The organism is Actinomadura sp. 6N118 (assembly GCF_044326415.1).
In the GTDB taxonomy this organism is placed as follows: Bacteria; Actinomycetota; Actinomycetes; order Streptosporangiales; family Streptosporangiaceae; genus Spirillospora.
Map to the genome: position 1 here is coordinate 160,005 of NZ_JBIRAZ010000008.1, position 16,963 is coordinate 176,967.

At 70.6% G+C, this 16,963-nt stretch carries 10 protein-coding genes; 3 read left to right on the forward strand and 7 right to left on the reverse strand.

Annotation, left to right across the window (positions count from 1 at the left end):
* Positions 1-36: 36 nt before the first annotated feature.
* From ACH34W_RS22205 to ACH34W_RS22235, 7 genes are all read right to left on the reverse strand, one after another.
* Complete coding sequence (locus ACH34W_RS22205; protein ID WP_395962876.1) at positions 37-861, reverse strand: glutamate ABC transporter substrate-binding protein; 825 nt, start codon at positions 859-861, stop codon at positions 37-39.
* A 19-nt stretch (positions 862-880) separates the two neighbouring features.
* Positions 881-2,473 carry a hypothetical protein gene (locus ACH34W_RS22210; protein WP_395962877.1) on the reverse strand — a complete coding sequence of 531 codons (1,593 nt, stop codon included), beginning with the start codon at positions 2,471-2,473 and terminating at the stop codon, positions 881-883.
* A gap of 30 nt (positions 2,474-2,503) precedes the next feature.
* Positions 2,504-2,911 carry an FHA domain-containing protein gene (locus ACH34W_RS22215; protein ID WP_395962878.1) on the reverse strand — a complete coding sequence of 136 codons (408 nt, stop codon included), beginning with the start codon at positions 2,909-2,911 and terminating at the stop codon, positions 2,504-2,506.
* Between the two features lie 557 nt (positions 2,912-3,468).
* Complete coding sequence (locus ACH34W_RS22220) at positions 3,469-4,809, reverse strand: VWA domain-containing protein (protein ID WP_395962879.1); 1,341 nt, start codon at positions 4,807-4,809, stop codon at positions 3,469-3,471.
* The gene (locus tag ACH34W_RS22225) at positions 4,806-6,260 is read right to left on the reverse strand and encodes a protein phosphatase 2C domain-containing protein (protein WP_395962880.1); all 1,455 of its coding nucleotides are present in this window, start codon (positions 6,258-6,260) and stop codon (positions 4,806-4,808) included. The genes ACH34W_RS22220 and ACH34W_RS22225 overlap by 4 nt, the downstream gene beginning before the upstream one ends.
* 1 nt (position 6,261) lies before the next feature.
* Positions 6,262-8,877, reverse strand: coding sequence for a tetratricopeptide repeat protein (locus ACH34W_RS22230; protein WP_395962881.1), 2,616 nt, complete (start codon positions 8,875-8,877; stop codon positions 6,262-6,264).
* Positions 8,858-10,117, reverse strand: a complete 1,260-nt coding sequence (locus ACH34W_RS22235; RefSeq protein WP_395962882.1) for a hypothetical protein — start codon at positions 10,115-10,117, stop codon at positions 8,858-8,860. The genes ACH34W_RS22230 and ACH34W_RS22235 overlap by 20 nt, the downstream gene beginning before the upstream one ends.
* Positions 10,118-10,617: 500 nt before the next feature.
* Between ACH34W_RS22235 and ACH34W_RS22240 the strand changes: the two genes are divergently transcribed.
* The 3 genes from ACH34W_RS22240 (at position 10,618) to ACH34W_RS22250 (ending at position 16,935) form a co-directional block, all read left to right on the forward strand.
* The gene (locus tag ACH34W_RS22240) at positions 10,618-12,036 is read left to right on the forward strand and encodes a hemolysin family protein (RefSeq protein ID WP_395962883.1); all 1,419 of its coding nucleotides are present in this window, start codon (positions 10,618-10,620) and stop codon (positions 12,034-12,036) included.
* Positions 12,024-13,031 (forward strand): hemolysin family protein, encoded by a 1,008-nt coding sequence (locus ACH34W_RS22245; RefSeq protein WP_395962884.1) that lies wholly within the window; start codon positions 12,024-12,026, stop codon positions 13,029-13,031. Before ACH34W_RS22240 ends, ACH34W_RS22245 begins: the two co-directional genes overlap by 13 nt.
* A 1,186-nt stretch (positions 13,032-14,217) precedes the next feature.
* Positions 14,218-16,935 (forward strand): hypothetical protein, encoded by a 2,718-nt coding sequence (locus tag ACH34W_RS22250; RefSeq protein ID WP_395962885.1) that lies wholly within the window; start codon positions 14,218-14,220, stop codon positions 16,933-16,935.
* Positions 16,936-16,963 lie beyond the last annotated feature (28 nt).

Here is a 16,963-nt window from a genome sequence, read left to right on the forward strand (position 1 = left end):
GGCGGATGGCCGACGGCGGGCATCGGACGGCCGTGATCAGGTGCAGCCTTCGAACTGCGGGACGCTGGTCGTGATCCGCAGGCCGGACTTGCTGAACCACTTGTCGAGGAACTCCTTGGCCTTGCCCTCCTGGTACATCTGGATGACGGCCCGGTTGACGGCCTCGCAGGCGGCCAGGTCCCCCTTCTTGAGGCCGACGCCGTACTTCTCGTCCGTGAACGGCGAGTTGATGATCTTGAGAGGCCGGCCGACGGCGAAGCCCGCGAGGATGAGGTCGTCGGTGGAGATGGCGTCGAGCTGGTTGGCGAGCAGCTTGGTCAGGCATTCGCCGTAGTTCTTGGCCTTGACCGTCGTCGCGGTGATCTTGCGTTCCTCGGTGACGCGTTTCCAGGAGTTGGAGCCCAGCACCTCGCAGAGCCGCTTGCCCTTGAGGTCGCGCACGTTCTTGATCGAGGAGTCGTCGGCGCGGACCAGGGTGTCCTGGTGCGGCACGTAGTACGGCCCGGCGAACGTGACCTTGGTCTTGCGCTGGGCGGTGATGGAGTACGTGGCGAAGATCATGTCGACGGCGCCCGTGGCGAGCGCGTCCTCCCGTACCGACGACGGCGTCGTGCGGAAGGTGATCCGGCTCGGGGGCACGCCGAGCTTGCCCGCGACGTACTTCGCCACGTCCACGTCGAAGCCCTCGTACGTACCATCACTCCGTTTGAGACCGAGGCTCGGCTGGTCCTCCTTGACCCCGATCACCAGCGACCGCTTGTGCAGGATCGAACCCTGGTCGGCCTCACCGCTCAGGCCGCAGCCGGCCAGGCCGGTCGCGGCGACCAGGATCGCGGCGACGGCGACGCGTGACGTGCGCATGGTCTTCCTCCTGTCAGCGTCAGCGGAATTCGGCCAGCCTGGGACGGACCCCGGCGAGGATCAGCCCGGCGATGACGACGGCCGTCCCCACCGGGATCAGGTTCCAGCCGCCGAGCCCGCCGTCGCCATCCTTGATGGCCTGGCCGAACGCGTCGCGGTGGGCCGCCGACAACCGCTCCAGCGCCCGGTCGTAGTCGTCGAAGTCCTTGATCGCTCCCGAGTCGCGGCCCATCCGGAGCGTGATCGCAGCGTTCCGGTCATTGCCGGTGGCGAGCCGCCGCATCCTCTGGTCGTTCTCGATGACCTTCTGGTACGCGCGAAGCGTGTCGTTCAGCGCCGCCGTCTCCTGCCCGGGACGAGCGCGGTTGGCCTCGTCCCCGAAGAACCCGAGGAACGCGCCGCGGTCCCTGACCGGGTCGAAGCCGCGCAGCACCTCCGGCAGGCGCGCGTAGTAGGTCTCCAGGTTGACGGGTTTGCCCTTCGGATCGACGAAGAGCACGGCGAGCGACTTGTCGAGATAGGTCTGTTCGTAGGTGTCGGCCCGGCCTGGGTCGAGGAGGTAGCGGCTCTCGTCGGCGAACGCGCTGTGGCTGATCGCCCGGGCCCGCGACAGCGCGAGGATCGAGTCGAACCCGTCCTCCTTCGCCTTTCTGAGATGGCCGGCCTGCCCGGACAGCAGGCCGGTGCTCACGGCCACGAGCACGAACGCGACGACCGTCGCGAGGGCGAGCGCCGGGTTGACCAGCCGCCTGAACCGCCCGGCCAGGTAGACCTGCAGGACGAGGAGCGCCGCCAGCAGCAGAGCACCGGTGACCACAACCCAGGTACGGCCGGACTCGATGGCCGTGCGCTTGCTCTCGTACGACTGCCGGACGGTGGCACCGCTCTCCATCGTGAGGTTGTAGGCCTTGGGCAGCAGCTCCATCTTCATCAGGTCCGTAGCGCGCCGGTATGTGTCGATGACCTGCTGCGGGAGCTGACCTGCGGCGTGATTCGCCTGCCGGTCGAGGAGCATGGCCTCACCGACGAGCCGCTCGTACCGGCCGAGCCCGTCGAGCACCTCGCGCACGGTCCGCTGCATGTTGACGTTGTCGCCGGCGAGCTGGGCCGCCTGCACCGCCGCCTGCCCGGCCTCGACGCGGCGCAGCTCGTACTGCCGCAGCGCCTCGTCATGGCCGATCCCGAGGTCGTGCTGCCGCCCGATCAGCAGGACGTTCGCCACCTGGGCGTCCATGTCGCTGAGCGCGAAGTAGAGCGAGCCGGTGGCCACGACCTGCGGCCCGGCGTCGTGCCCGATCGTCTGCACGCCGTCCCGGGCGTTCCCGATCGCCACGCTGAGCACCGCGAGCAGGACGGCGACACCGGCCAGGGCCACGGCCGCGTACGCGCGGATCTGGCCGGGGATGGTGCCGAGCCACTGCGCGCTCAGGAACGTTTCCAGCCGCGCGGCGATCCCTGCCGGCCGCCGCAGGTCGGGAGGTTCGCCTCCGGTCTCACGGCCACGCCCGCGTGCGGGGCGGCGGCCGGTGGGCGCGGTGGGCGGCGTCGCCGGGGCGGTCGCCGGGGCGGTCGCGGCCTCCGGCCGGGTCTGGCTCTCGGGCTTCGTTGTCATCGGCGGTTCTCTGTCATCGGCGGTTCTCTGTCATCGGCGGTTCTCTCCTTCGAGGAACAGCGTGATGGTGGTCCAGGCACCGACGTGGATCCGATCGCCGGCGCCGACCGGGACGGGCACGTTGACGGCGATCGGGTCTGTCGCGCTGTTCACCGTCGTGCCGTTCGTCGAGCCCGGATCGACCAGCACCCACGTCCCGTCCGGCTGGGCGAGCAGGACGGCGTGGAGGTGCGAGACCCCCGGGTCCTCCGGCGGCGCCGACAAGTCGATCTCCGGGAAGATTGCTCGTGAGGTGCTCCGGCGGCCGATGCGGACGCGCTCGCCGATCAGCGGGAGCCAGCGTTCGGGAGCGTACGGAGGGAACGTGAGCGCGGCTGCCTCTGGCCCGCCCAGAGCCATCATCGTCTCGTAGTAGTCCCGGTCTGCGGCGACCAGCACCAACCACCCCGTAGGCGAGGAAACCCTGTCCGGAGCCCGGCCGGCCCCGGCTCCCGCCTGCGCCTCGGAACCAGGTTGTGCCTTGGAACCAGGTTGCGCCTCGGGCCCCGCCTGCGCCTCAGGCTGAGGCTGCGCCTCGGCCCCAGGTTGCGCCTCGGACCTGCGCTGGCCGGCCTTCTGCTGAGTCGGTGGAGGAGGTGGAGTTGCTTGCGGCGGTGAAGGTGTTAGCGGCGGCGGTTGGGGGTGGCTTTGGGGCTGGGGAGGCGGGGGAGGCGGAGCGAATGACGCCAACGGATCTTGCAGGAGCTGGGTGGTCTGGCCAGTTGCCCCGGGCTCCGGAGGGGCAGCGCGGGGAAGCGCCTTGTATTCGAAGTCGTACCCGTCCACCTCGCAGAACCGGCCGTTGCGAGGCGTTCCGCAGTGCGGGCACTCCGCTTCACCGGCGACGCCGGACGCGGTCCCGGCGGCAGATGGCGCGGCCGACATCAGGTCGCCGCAGACGTCGCAGTAGTCGTCGGCGTCCGAGTTGTGACCGCGTGGACAGACCGGCATCGTGGTCAGCCTCCGCCCTGCTGCTCGCCCGTCGCGGTATCACCCTGGCGGGTCCGTACGGTCCTGACCGAACGTGTGTCGAGCGACATCTCGTCGGCCTTGGACACGTCCTTCTTCAGGCGAACGGTCCCTGACTCCTGGTCGATGACGTCCACCACGCGGTCGAGCAGCCCGGCGATCTGGTCGTTCCCGACCCGGTTGGCCAGCACCACCGCGCGCCCGAGCCGGGCGGTCGCCGTCTCCTCGTCGCCCGTGCGGCGGGCTTCGAGGCCTTCCTGGATCGCGTCGGCGAGCTCTGACTGGCCGGTGTGGATGGCCACGCGGCCGTTGATGCGGGTCGACTTGGCCTCGTCGTCGGTCCATTCGGCCAGCACGTTGCCGGACGCGAGCACCTGTTCCGGCTGCGTCGCGCCGCTGCCAGGAACGACGAGCTTCACCCAGGCCGCGCGCATCTGCCGTCCCACGTCCCCGGGCTCCACCTCAACGCACAAGTGATATTCGCGGTCTTCAGTGCCCCAAGCCCCGATCGGATAGTCGGACGTCTGCTTTCCGGACTGCCGATGCCGTCCGGTCAGGTCCTCGACGGTCGGGGTCATCTGCTTGAGGAATCGCAGGCGGGCGAACTGCGGCGTCCACACCCGCAACATGACGTCGGCGACCTCCTTGCCCATCGCCGCCTCGGTCATATCCAGGAAGTCGCGTTCCAGATCACGAGGGTCAGGCACGTCCAGGAAGGTCCCCAGCAACGTGGATGCGATCTTGCGCAGCTCGGCGACCTCCCAGTCCGTTCCCACGCCGCGCGCGTCGCAGACGAAGCTGCCCGCGCACTGCCCCAGCGCCGCGTCGAGCTCCTCCGCCGACTCGTGCTGGTTCTTGCCGTCCGTGAGGAGGATCGCGTGCCGGATCGCGGAACGGTGCTCGGCGAACAGCCGGTCCGCCATCCTCAGCCAGGTGCCGATCGCCGTGCCCCCAGCCGCGTCCAGCTTGGCCACTGCGGACTGCGCGTCGTGCCGCGTCTTGTCGGTCACCCGCACGAGGCGTTCACCCAAGGGATAGATCATGCGCGGCTGGTTCGCTCCGGCGACGACGGCGAAGTGCACGCCGTCGCGGAGCACGTTCAGGGCCGCTTTGGCGGCGCGCTTGGCGGCGGCCATCTTCCCGGAGTACGACATGGACCCCGAGGTGTCGATGATGATGATCTCCGCCGCCTCGGCGGTGGACGGCTTGGGCATGCCGGACGCGGCGCCGGTGGCCTCGACGGTCACGACGGCGTGCATCTCCCGGCCGCCGTCCGGAAGGTAGGGATTCTGGTCGACTTTGATCGTGAACTCGGGAAGGTCGCTCATGTGAGGGGCTCCCTGGGAGGTTCGGTCGGCGGCCTCGGTGGTCGATGTCCGGACGTCGGCGGGTACGGGATGAGCGCGACCGTGACGTTGTCGTGCCCGCCCGCGTCGAGTGCCGCCTGAACGAGACGCCGCGCGGCCCCGAGGGGATCGTCTCCGCCTGTCTCCCCCAACGCGGTGGCCGCGAGCGCGTCCGGCTCGGGAAGGTGGTTCCACAGCCCGTCGCTGCAGGCCACGACCAGCCCGGGCCCGCCCGGCTCGAAGGTCGTGACGTGCGGCTCGACCGACGCCACGTCGGCTCCCAGCCAGCCGGTCAGGAGGGGCGCCCGCGGGTCGGCGAACGCGACGTCCTCGGTCAGCTCGCCGCGCGCCACCATCTGGACGGCCCACGAGTCGTCCAACGTGAGCAGCGCGGGCGGTCGCGCGGGATTCGATCCGTTCGGCACGCCGCGTGGTGTGCTCGGACCGCCCGGCGTGCTGGGCTCGCTTGGTGTGCTGGGCTCGCTCGGTGTGCTCGGCTCGCTTGGTGTGCTGGGCTCGCTCGGTGTGCTCGGCCCGCCCACGCCGTTTCCGCTGCTCGTGGTGGTGCTCGCCTCGTTTGTCAGCCAGTAGGCGCGGCTGTCACCCACCCAGCCGACGGTGACGGTGTCCGGTCCGACAACGAGCGAGACGTACGTGCACGCGGGGGAGTTGTGGTCGGAGCCCGGGAGCCCCGCGACGGCGCGGGCGGAACGGGTCAGGGCAGCGCGCGTCGCGTTCTCCGGATCCGCGCCGAGGGTCAACCGGCGGACGAGCGTGGCGATGCCCGTGTCGGCGGCGATCTTCGCGGCCTCCTCGGAACCCGGCGCGGACGCGACGCCGTCGCACACGACCGCGCAGACGAGCCGTTCGGTGGGCGTTCTGTCCCGTGGCATCGAACCTCGCGCCGCCAGCCGTCCCCCTGACGCCGGGACGGGCTGGGGGAGTGCGAGGCAGGCGAGGGCAAGGGCGTCCTCGTTCCGGCTCCGCCGCAGGCCACGGTCGCTGATACCGGCCGCCGAGCCATCGTGCGCCGGACGAGGGGTGACCGTCCCGTCCCGGGCGACGGTGAGCTCAATTCGGTCGCGACCGCTGGGCTGGCGCAGCCCGCAGCCGCCGCAATAGCCGTCCGCGTCGACCGCTGTGGCGCCGCAGTCCGCACAGGTCTGCTTGGCGCCACCGGCCGGCCTCCTGCGCCCGGCCCCGGCGACCACGAGATCACTCGGCCGCCCGCAAGCCTCGCAGAACCGGTCGCCCGCGTTCAGCGGCTCACCGCACTCCTGGCAGACGGCACCGGCCGTGCGCGCCTGTGCCGCACGAGCCTGCGCTGCACGCGACTCCCCCGCGCGCGCCTCCCCGGCACGCGCCTCCCCGGCACGCGCCTGCGCTGCGCGGCTCTCATCGCCGTCTTCGGGTCGTCCGGTGCCCGCACTCATCTCAGAACAACGTCCTCGGCCGAACGGAATTGGCCCGTTTGACCAGCTCGTGCCGGTCGTCGGGCCCTTCGGCCAGCTTGGCCAGCAAGCGGTACGTCGCCTCCAGCTTCTGGCGCAGCGTGGCCTCGGCGAGCGGCGCCCCGAGCAGCTCCGTCTGGTTCGTGCCCGCGCGGCCTTTGCCGGCCCGCACCCAGCCGAGGCCCGCCTCCAGTACCTCGGCGGCGAACCTCGCATAACGCTCGGTGTCCAGCCTCAGCGTCTCCAGCCGCCGTCCGGCCTCCACGAGCTCGTCGCCGCCGAGCTCGCCCGTTCCCCTGCCGCGCACAGCAGCCGCGACGGCTGCGAGCTGGGCGGTCAGGTAGTGGCTCGAGATCGGCGGAACGGAGTCGAGAACCTGCTCGGCCCCGATCCGGTCACCGGCGGCGAGCCGTACGCGGGCCAGCCCGAACGCGGCGCTCACGTAGGTGGGATCCGTACGCCAGACGAGCTCGTAGAAGTGCCCGGCAGCCTCGGCGGCGGCCTTGCATTCGTTGGCGAACGCGAGGGCGAGCTTGGGCGCCGTCTCCCCCGGCATCAGGTCGTACAGACGGTTGAACGTCCTGATCGCCTCGTCGAAGCGCCGTCCGGCCAGAGCCCCGACACCGCGATACCAGTCCACTCGCCAGTCGTCGGGATTGTCGTCCGCGATGCCGTCGAGCATGCGGGTGGCCTCATCGAGTTCGCCGAGCTCGATCCGTACCCGGGCCAGCGCCAGCGTGACCTCCAGCGACGGCACTGATGGAGTGGCCAGCGCCGCCGCCAGCTCGCCGGGGTCGCGTGCCGTCAGCCCAGTCAGGAACCCGGCCGCCGGGTCAGCACTGTTGACGAGCGGCACGGGCAACGCCGCGGCTGCCGTCCTCGGATCCAAGGCCGCCAGCACCCGTCCGGCTCCATTGAGCCCCTCCGGTCCTTTGAGTCCCTCCGGTCCTTGAGGGCCCTGTGATTCTGTGAGGCCCTGCGATTCCTTAGGGCCCTGTGATTCCTTGGGGCTCTGCGATTCCTTGAGGCCCTGCGATTCCTTGCGGCTCTGTGGTCCTTGGCCCGTCGGAGTGCTTGTGGCCACTGCGGCCACGGCGGCTTGGGCGTTTCCGGTGAGTTCGAGGGAGAACGCGTCGGCGGCTATCGAGTCGATGATCTCCGTACCGGCCACCGACTGTTCGGGGCCGAAGAGCGACGAGGGGGCCGGGCGAGGCCGTCCGTCCTCGGTGGCGAGGACCTCGCGAAGGACGCCGGTGAGCTGCTCTTCCATCTCCGCGGCGCTCTGGAAACGACCGGCGGGATCCGGGTGGGTCGCCCGGCGGAGGAGGCGGTGGAACGACTCATGCCGTTGGAAGATCGGCACGTCCTGGCGGGGCGGTAGGCTGCGCAGGTGGCGGCCGGTGTAGCCGCGGAAGGGAAAGCTGAGGACCGCCAGGGTGCGCCCGACCGTGTAGAGGTCGGACGTGATCGACGGACCCCGATCAGCGATCTCCGGAGCCTGGTAACCCGGCGTACCGAAGATCGGGCTGTTGACGTCGAACGCGCGGCGGACCCCGCCCAGGTCGATCAGCTTGAGCTGTTCCTCGGATTGGATGGCGTTGTCCGGCTTGAAGTCGCAGTACAGAAGCCCCACGCCGTGCAGGTAACCGAGCGCCCGCAGCACCTCCAGGCCGTACGCGATGACCTGGCCGAGAGGGAGCGCCGCGTCCTCGCCCTCTTCGTGGCGGCGGCGGACCAGGATGTCCCTGAGGGACTGGCCGCCCACGTACTCCATGACGATGTACCCCGTGCCGCCGTGCTGCACGAAGTTGTAGATCTTGACGATGTTGGGGTGCTCGACCTCGGCGAGGAAGGCGCGTTCGGCGGTGGCGGCGGCCAGCGAATCGGCGTCGCCGGTGTCGAGCAGGCCCTTGAGCACCACCCAGCGGGCACTGACGTTGTGGTCGCGGGCGAGGTAGATCCACCCGAGGCCGCCGTGCGCGAGGCAGCCGAGCACCTCGTACTGCCCGCCGATCAGCTCGCCCTTCTGCAGCTTGGGCGTGAACGAGAACGGATGGCCGCAACTCCGGCAGAAACCCTCCGTACGGCCGGGGCGCCCGTCACGCCCGCGGCCGACCGGCTCGTCGCAGCGGCTGCAGAAGCGACGGCTCTCCGGCACCTCGGCCTTGTCCATGACAGCCGAGGCCGGGTCGCGGTACGGGACGGGCGGCACCTCGACCAGCCCGGCGCCGAGCATGCCGCGCCTCGACGAGCCACTGGATCCGGTGCCCCGCGTCGCCCAGGACGCCCCCGTCCGCCCAGACGAACCAGACGAACCAGACGAACCGGAGGAGCCTGACGAGCCGGATCCGCTGCTGCCTGAGGAGCGACCGGAATCCGGCGACGACCAGTTGTGGATCACCGAGCCCGCGACCACCGAATACGGCTTGGGGGCGGCTGCCGCCGCCATCGTGGGGGCATGGCCCACCGACGGCGTGGGGACCTCGGAGGGGTTCGCGGGCGGCGGGGCCGGAAGGGGCGCCATCCCGCAGACGTCGCAGAAGCCATCCTCGCCTACCGTCCCACCGCAACCGGGCTGGTTACATGGCGTCGTGGTCATCAGGCCTCCGCGTTTCGCTCTCACACGCCTTGATCGCGCGCTGGTATTCCGCCACCGCGGCGGTCGCCCGCCGCAGGTCGCAGGGCGCCGTCCATAGAAGTTCGCGGGCCTCCCCGTACAGTCGCGTGAGCAACTCGTCCTCGGCGAAACCGAGCCGCGCGGCCTTGGCCCTGTAGGCCCCCAGCCGTCCCCGAAGCTCGCCTCGCCGGTCGAGCAGTCCGGTACTCAGACGCAGGCCGGCCCGGGCCTGTTCCAATGCCGCGCCCGCAGCCCGATCGAGCTCGTCGGCGCGTTCGGCGAGTTCGATCCAGCGACAGGACTCGCGGAGGGCGTCAAGGGCCGCCAGCCAGTCGCGCAGGGCGGCGCCGGTCTCCGGCGGCTCCGGCAGCACCGCGCCCTCGATCTTGAGGAGGGCGACCTCCCGGGCCTCGCGCGCGTCCCGTTCGGCGGCCTCGACCTGTGTGATCGCCTCTTCGAGCCGGGCGGCGTGCGCCGCGTACCCGTCGCGGACCCGCGCCACGTTCGCCAATCCCGCACGCAGCGTGTCGAGCCCCTCGCGCACGCGGTCGAGGCGCCCGGTGTCGGCCTGCCCGTTCCGTACCAGCGACAGCGGGTCGGTACGGACGAGGCGGCCGAGAGCCGTCAGCTCCCGTCCCAGCCGGTCGAGCTCGGCGTGCCGGACGTCCTCCAGCGACTGAACGAGACGCGCGGTGTCGCGCCAGCTCTCCTCGGCCTCCTCCAGCGGTACGAGCAGGGCCGACCATGCCGCGTCCGCAGCCGCGATCACGCTGGCGGCCTTGTCGTAGGCGTCGGCCATCAAAGTGACCGTCTCGTCGAGCGTGAGCCGTTCTGTGGCTGGGCCGAGGAGCGTGCGCTTGTCCAGCGGGATCTCGCCGGGAAGCTCGATCGAGGGACCGGACAGCAGCCGGGTCAGCTCGACCAGGGAGTCATGATCAGGCCGGCGGCCGAGCCGGCCATGGAGTGCCGCCGCGGTTTCAAGTGTCCGGCTGTACTCATCGAAGAGCTGCCAGAGCAACGCGAACCGGTCGCGCGCCTCGCTCCACCGGAGCCAGGTCTCGCCCGCCAGCCGGGCGCCCGCGAGCAGCCGGTACCCGTCGTTGTCGTCCACGGCGAGCAAAGCGGCCAAGATCCGGTCCTTCTCCTCGCGGAGGCCGTCCAGGGCGTGCTCGATCCCCTCCCGACTCATGGGCGCGGCCGCCCCGGCCCCGCTCTCACTCACCTTGGCCCCGTGTTCGCTCTTCCCATGTCCCCGCAGCCGTCACCCCGTGTCCGTCGCGGCCCATCCCGGTCGTCCACCTTGGCCATGGCCGTCACCGCCGAACGGCCAGAAGGCGCGATCCATTTCAGAATCAGACGTACGCCCTGTGAACAGTGTGATCGGTGACACTTTCCCCGACAAGACCGCCCGTCGACCACGCCACAGATGATCACGTCCTGGGGGACGGCCACCAGTGGCCAACGGACAGGCATCGCCCGGCTGCCATCCGCGTGCGGGGGCGCCGCACTCAAACGTGACCGTGGGTGGACTGAGAGTCACCAACCCGTCCGTTCCGCCCTGACCAGCGGATTCGGAGGCCGATTTGAGGCGATGATCACCCCGGGGACCCTTGTGCTCATGGAACGTCCTGGTGTGAGGTGACGTTGCTCAAGGTGAAAATTGTCGATCGAGAGGAGTTGAGAGTCCGCAGTGCCGGACCCTAGTCATAGACCCGGTGCCCCATGCTGACCGCGGCACTCGGCGTGCTCGCCGTGGTCCTTCTCACGGCGGCGACCGGATACTTCGTGGCCCAGGAATTCGCCTACGTGGCCGCCGACCGGGCGCGGCTGGCCCAGGCCGCCGAACAGGGTGACACCGGTGCGCACCGGGCGCTCAAGGTGATCGGCCGGCTGTCGTTCATGTTGTCCGGCGCCCAGCTCGGCATCACGATGACCACGCTCGTCGTCGGCTTCATCGCCAAACCCGCGCTGGCCGAGCTGATCGAACCCCTCCTCGACGTGGCGGGGGTGCCCGCCGGGGCGACGGGCGCGATCGCGCTCGCCACCGGCTTCGTGCTCGCGACCTTGATCCAGATGGTCCTGGGCGAGCTGTTCCCCAAGAACCTGGCGCTGGCCCGGGCCGAATGGCTCGCCCGGGTCCTCGCGCCGTCCACCCTGATCTACCTGACGGTCGCCGGCCCGCTGATCCGGCTGTTCGACCGTTCGGCCGAACGGCTGCTGCGGGCGGTCGGCGTCGAACCGGTCGAGGAACTCCACAACGGCGCGACCCTGGAGGACCTGGGCGAGATCATCGGCCGTTCCCACAGCGCCGGTCACCTGCCCGCCGACCTGTCGGGCCTGCTCGAACGCGCGCTGTCGTTCGGCGACCTGACGGCCGACGAGGTGATGGTGCCGCGTCCCCAGGTCCAAACGCTCCACGGCGACGCCACGGTCCGCGACCTGGTGGAGCTGATCCGCGAGACCGGCCACACCACCTACCCCGTGTACGGCCAGGAGGTCGACGACGTCATCGGCGTCGCCGGGGTCCGCGAGGTCGCCGACGACACCCTGGACCAGGACGCCCCGGTCCGCCGTTTTGCGCGGCCCGCACTGCTGGTGCCCGGCAGCCAGCCGCTGTACGGGGTGATCGAGCAGATGCGCGACTCCGGCGAGGAGTTCGCGTGCGTGGTCGACGAGTACGGCGGCCTGGCCGGGATCCTCACGTTCGAGGACATCGCCGAGGAGCTCGTCGGCGAGATCACCGACGAGGTCGACGCCCGCGACGCCGTACCGTGCACCGAGGCCGATGGCTCCTGGCTGCTGGACGCGAGCCTGCGCATCGACGAGGTCAGCCGCATGACGCGGCTGCCTCTCCCCGAGAGCGACGCGTACGACACCCTCGCAGGACTGGTCATGGCCGAGCTCCGCCGGCTTCCGGCACCGGGCGACCGGCTCGTCGTCGGCTTCGACCCCGGGTCCGGCGAGCCGGGCCAGGTCGAGCTGGAAGTGGTCAGCCTCGCTCGCCGGGTGGCCAGCCAGGTCCGCCTGCGCGCCGTCTCGACCGGTGAGGCTCCTGAGCTGCCCGGTTGCGACTCCCCTGCGGTCCCAGAACCCGCCGTGGTGTCCGTCGCCGCAGGCCAGGAGGTCTCATGGACCCGCTGACCTCGTTGCTCGTGACAGTGCTGCTGCTCGTCGGCAACGGATTCTTCGTCGCCGCCGAGTTCGCCCTGGTCGCCGCCAACCGCCCGCAGCTCGAACGGGCGGCCGCGCGTGGCAGCAGGCCCGCGGGGGCCGCGGTCGCGGGCGTCAAGGAGCTGTCCCTGATGCTGGCGGGCGCGCAGTTCGGCATCACGATGTGCTCGCTCGGCCTCGCCATCGTCACCGAACCGGCCTTCGAGCACCTCCTCGAACCGCCCCTCCACGCCATCGGCATGCCGGAGGCGGGCACCAAGGCCGTCGCCCTGACCACCGCGCTCGCCGTGATCACGTTCCTGCACATGGTCATCGGGGAGATGGCGCCCAAGTCGTGGGCCATCGCGCATCCCGAACGTGCGGCGTTGATCCTCGCCCTGCCGTTCCGGGCGTTCGCCAAGATCTCCCGCCCGGTGCTGTCCGCGCTCAACACCACGACGAACGGCTTGCTCCGGCTCATCGGTGTCACGCCTCGCGACGAGCTGGACAGCCACGCCGACGCACAGGGGCTCAACCACCTCCTGGGCGAGTCCCGCCGCCTCGGCCTGATCGGGCGGCACGACCACGAATTGCTCCGCCGGGCCATCTCGGCACGCGAGATAACGGTCGATCACCTCGTCGTACCGGCCAGCTCGGTGACGACGATCGACGCCGACGCCACCGCGGCCCAGGTCCGTCGCACGGCGACCGCACGCGGGCACAGCCGCCTGGTGGTCCGCGACGCGAACGGCGGGGTGGTCGGCATCGTGCACGTCCGCGCCGCCATCACCAGTGACCGCCGCGCGCTGGAGCTGGCCACTCCGGCACCGGCCCTGACCGCAGGCACCACGGTGCTGGACGCGGTCAGCCGCCTCCGCCGCGCCCGCGCACAGCTGGCGGTGGTCACCGACGCGAACGGCGAGCTGACCGGCATCGTCACCCTCGACGACCTACTCGCGGAGCTCCTCGCCACCAACCCGCACTAGTCACATCGCCGGCGACCACCTGAACGAGCCACAACCGGTGCGGATCTCTGAACGCCACCACGGTCATCCAGGCCGTGGTGGCGGCCCTCTCTGGCTCACCACGCCGCCCCAGCAGACCACCGGTGATCCAAGACCTGTGAGACGTTAGTCCTGGGTATGAATGGAGACGACGGCCACGAGCCGAACAAGAACGGGGATGGCCGCGGTGCAACATCCGGGAGACACCAACGGACCGGGCGACGAGCCCCAGACCGAGCCGGCAAGCGAGCCTCGGCCCAAACTGACTGCCCGTTCAGGCCGAGCGGACACCGCCGATCTGCCCCTCCCGCCAGCCCCGCTCGACAAGACCAAGCCACTCCCGACCCTGGGCGAGCAAGACCAAGACAACCCCACGGACGCGGCGGATGTGGACGAACCCAGCCCAAGCCCGCTCGCCCCTGACGCGGGACTGCCCACCGCCGACGAGCCCAGTGCCACAGAGCCAGCCGAGCCCAGCGTGTCCGGTGCGAGCATGAGCGAATCCAGCTCGGCCGAGTCGGGCGCGAGCGAGCCCCAGGCGGACGATCACGGCGCAGACGAACTCGACCTACCTCAGGCCAACGAGCCCGCCCCCGCTTTGCCCAGCACTGACGAACCCAGGGGAGACGTGCCTGACGCGAGCGGTTTGAGCCCAGATGAGCCGGACGTAAGCGACCCCGCGGCTACACCAGCCGAACGTAGCCAAGATTCACTCAACGTGACCATGTCTGATCCAGGCGAGCTAAGTCCTGCTGAGCCCAGCATTTCTGAGCCGGGGGCGGGCGAACCAGGCCCGGAGCCGTACGCAAGCGAATCGAAGGTTCAGGAGTCCAGCGCGAGCGAGCCCGACGCAGCGGAGCTGGACACGGATGCGCTCGCCCCAGACCTGCCCAACGACCAGTCCAGCACAGACGCCCCCAAGGCAGACATCCCGGACGTAGACGAGCCCGCCCCGGATGAGACCAAAACGGACGACCTCGCCCCGTACGAGGCCAGCCCGAACGCTCCTGGCACAGACGCCCCCGGCACGGACACGTCCAGCCCAAGCGAGCCCAACGCGAGTGATCCCAGCGCGGAGGGCTCCGGCACGGATGACTCCAACGCGGACAGTCCCGGGACACGCGAGTCTGGCGCAAACGAGCCCAGCGCGACGGAGCCTGGCGCGCGCGTGCCTGAGCCAGACATTCCCAAAGCGACCGAGTCCGGCGAGGACGTCACCGGCGGAGGCGAAGCCAGCGCAGGCGAGGCTCGCGCGGACAATCTCAGTGGCCGCGAGTCTGGCACGGGCGAGCCCAGCGCGAGCGAATCCAGCATGAGCCTTCCCGGTCCGGGCGACTCCAGCCGAGGCGAGCCCGGCAAGGACATCTCTAGCTCGGAGGACCCCTCCGACGCGGGCGAGCCCGATGTGGATGACTCCGGCACGCGCGAGGCCGACGCAGACGAGCCCAGCGCGCGCGTGGCTGGGCGAGACATCCCCAAAGCAACTCAGTCCAGCGAGGACGTCCCCGGCGTAAGCAAGATCGGCACCGGCGAGGCTGGCACGGGCCAGACCGGGGCGGACGAGACTGGCCCCAGCCAGACCGGCACGGGCGGGCCCGGTGCAGACGAGACCGGCGTGCGCGTGCCTGGGCTGGACATCCCCAAAGCGACGGAGTCCATTGAGGACGTCACCGCTGTAGGCGAGTCCGGCCCGGGCGAGGCAGGCACGAACGAGGCAGGCGGGGGCGAGGCAGGGACGGGCGAAACCGGTGCGGGCGGGGCTGGGGCGGACGGCTCTGGTCGGGGTGAGCTGGGTGGGGATTCGACTCTGGCGTTGTCGGCTGTCGAGGGGCCGCTGGAGGAGTCGGTCGATGAGGTGTACGTGCCTCTGATCGGGGTCTATGAGGAACTGGAGGGTCGGCTTCGGGAGAGTTCGACACGCGGGGGCAGGCCGGTTGGATGGGTGGCGCATCTGGAGGCGATGCGTTCGTTCCGGGAGGCGCGGGTCAGCGGGGACTGGGAGGAACTGGCTCGGTTCCTCGTGGGGGGTCAGACAGGGGAGCACACGCGGCTGGTCGAGGTCGGTGATGACGAGGCCGAGGTGGCGGCGGCGTGCGAGGCCGTCCTGGAGGGCGGCGAGAAGGTGCTGCTCCTCGCGCCGACCGTGGAATTGGCCGATCGTGTTGCGCAGGCCGTCGGCGACGTGGTGTTCGTACTGGAGGTTGACGCGGCCATACCCGTTCAGGCGGATGTCGGGACGGTCATGGACATGGAACCGCCGACAAACCCGGAGGCTGAGCCCGCACCTGCGGGAATCATCCGGGGTGCCGTGGTCAAGGCGGCCGGGGAGGCCTGGCGGAAGGCTTGGCGGGCCGAGGCCAAACAGCTCCAGCGGGAACTCCTCTGGCTGGAGCAATGGCCGCGTGACGCCGAGGTCCTCAACAAGGTCAAGGCAGCGCACGAACGGCTCGGTGAACAGGTGAAGGCCGAGCTGGAACGCTTGAAGCAAGAGCTCACCGACCTTCGTACAGAGGCCACGCACGCGGAGCAGGCCATCGCCGAGGCCCACGAGAAGCGCGAAGAGCTCGCGGCCGAGGAGGAGCGGCTGGTCGAGGAGACGGCCGGCCCGCGCGCTGAGGCCGATCGGCTCCAAGCCGTGGCGGATGCGGCGGCGGCCGAGGCCGGGATGCACACTCGTACCGCCGACGAGGCGTTCGCACGCTGCGTCGCACTCGATCAGGAGACCGCCCGTTGTCAGACGGAGCTCCAGGAGGCGCGCCAAGCCGAGGCGTCGCTTGTCCAGGAGCTGACCAAGGCACAGGGGGATCTGCCCCGGGCGACCGAGGAGGCAGAACGGCTCAACAAGGCCGCAACGGACGCGGAGGCGGAGTGGCACGCCCGCTACTACCGCCTCAAGTCCGCGGAGTCCGCCCTCGCTACGCAGCGCCGCAAGCTGACGCTTGGCCAGCGCCTCCACGTATCGGCCCCACCGGCCAAGCTGGAGGAGCTTCGCGCCGAAGTGAAGGCGCAGACTCGCGAGGCTGAGAATGCCTCCATGCGCGCGCGCCAGGCCCACGAGACAGCGGAACGGGCGGTGACGCAGCACGCGGGGCTGGTCAGGTTCATCTCGGAGGGTGGCTCTGGCCTGGCGGCGGCTCGGGCCGCTCAGGAGCGGCTGACCGCAGATCTCACGCGTCTCGCCGCGGACCGGGAGTCCGCCGTCGCCCGGCACCGCGAGCAGGCGCACCAGGCGGCGGAGTCGGTCGACATCGCCACGCAGGCGAGCATGGCGGCCCGGCAAGCTCAGCAGGTCGCCCGGCAGGCCGAGGAACAGCTGGCCGTCGCGTACCGCGCACACCGGGACGCCGTGACGGCGGCCGAACAGGCCGAGGCGCGGGCCGAGTCGGCGGCGCAGCAGGCCGCCGCAGCCGCTACCGCGCTTGAACGACGGCGTGCCGAGTCGGAGAGAGAACTCGACGCCCTCAGTGCGGAAATCGACACCGCGGCCGAGGCCGAGGCCCGTTCCCAGGCGAACGTGAAACAGATCTGTGGCACGGAATCGATCGCGGCACACCAGAGGCAGGCGATGGCGCGGATCGAGGAGCTCTCCGGTTATCTCGAAGCCAAAGAGCTCTCCGGCCAGCTGCTCCTCGACATGGCCGGGTTGGTCTGCGGGACCCCTGAGACGATCGGCGCCTCACCAGTGGTCACGGCGGACTACGACACGCTGGTGGTCGTCGGCGCCGGTCGGCTGAACGATGCGGATCTTCTCGTCGGCGCCGTACACGCTCGTAGCCGGGTACTGATCGGCGTCCCTGGCCAGGCGCCGCCTGAGTACGCGGAGTACGCCGAAGTCGGAGACACCGAGCGCCTGACGCATAGCCCGTTCGAACGCGCCATCAGCTAACGCGCAAGGGCCCTGCCGATCGGCAGGG

Bases quoted from the DNA above. Each gene is read 5' to 3' on its own strand.
- ACH34W_RS22205 (WP_395962876.1), bottom strand. From the start codon at position 861: ATGCGCACGTCACGCGTCGCCGTCGCCGCGATCCTGGTCGCCGCGACC.
- ACH34W_RS22210 (WP_395962877.1), bottom strand. From the start codon at position 2,473: ATGACAACGAAGCCCGAGAGCCAGACCCGGCCGGAGGCCGCGACCGCC.
- ACH34W_RS22220 (WP_395962879.1), bottom strand. From the start codon at position 4,809: ATGAGCGACCTTCCCGAGTTCACGATCAAAGTCGACCAGAATCCCTAC.
- ACH34W_RS22225 (WP_395962880.1), bottom strand. From the start codon at position 6,260: ATGAGTGCGGGCACCGGACGACCCGAAGACGGCGATGAGAGCCGCGCA.
- ACH34W_RS22230 (WP_395962881.1), bottom strand. From the start codon at position 8,877: ATGACCACGACGCCATGTAACCAGCCCGGTTGCGGTGGGACGGTAGGC.
- ACH34W_RS22240 (WP_395962883.1), top strand. From the start codon at position 10,618: ATGCTGACCGCGGCACTCGGCGTGCTCGCCGTGGTCCTTCTCACGGCG.
- ACH34W_RS22245 (WP_395962884.1), top strand. From the start codon at position 12,024: ATGGACCCGCTGACCTCGTTGCTCGTGACAGTGCTGCTGCTCGTCGGC.